Genomic DNA, 461 nt, shown 5'->3' on the forward strand with positions numbered 1-461 from the left:
GTGACTGTAACAGTTTTAGCTTTCACAACAACAGTGAAGGCTTGGTCGATAGCCTTGTCAGTATCGAAGACTTGTCCACCGTCTTTGGTGAAGTCATCACGAACCACTTCATAACCTTGGTTTGTTAACTCTGTAATACGAGCTGTTGTGGTGTAGCTGATTGGCTCACCTGACTTACCGGTCACCTCATCAATAGCACCTAGCTGTTTGCCACCTTCATCTTGGTAAGTGATGGTAGCTTTTTGGGCATCTTTCACATATCTAACGATAACTTCAGTGTCTGGATCAGTTGCCGGAACATCCTGAACAGCTTCGACACTTGCCTTGTCTGGTGTGTATCCTGCAATAGCTGGTGTGTCTACCTTGTCGAAGTCATCATCAGTTGAGGTCCAGTCACCATAAGTCACTTCTTTAGTCACTAGGTTAACGGTCGCAGTACGTTTGTAGGTCAGCGTTTCAAC

Annotated in this window: 1 protein-coding gene; it reads right to left on the reverse strand. The window is 45.6% G+C overall.

What is annotated here, in order from left to right; genetic code table 11:
* Positions 1-461 (reverse strand): mucin-binding protein (locus C1G57_RS11135; RefSeq protein WP_419579856.1); only part of this gene is annotated, 461 nt, incomplete at both ends.

Source organism: Streptococcus suis, from assembly GCF_002960425.1.
Classification (GTDB): Bacteria; Bacillota; Bacilli; order Lactobacillales; family Streptococcaceae; genus Streptococcus; species Streptococcus suis_S.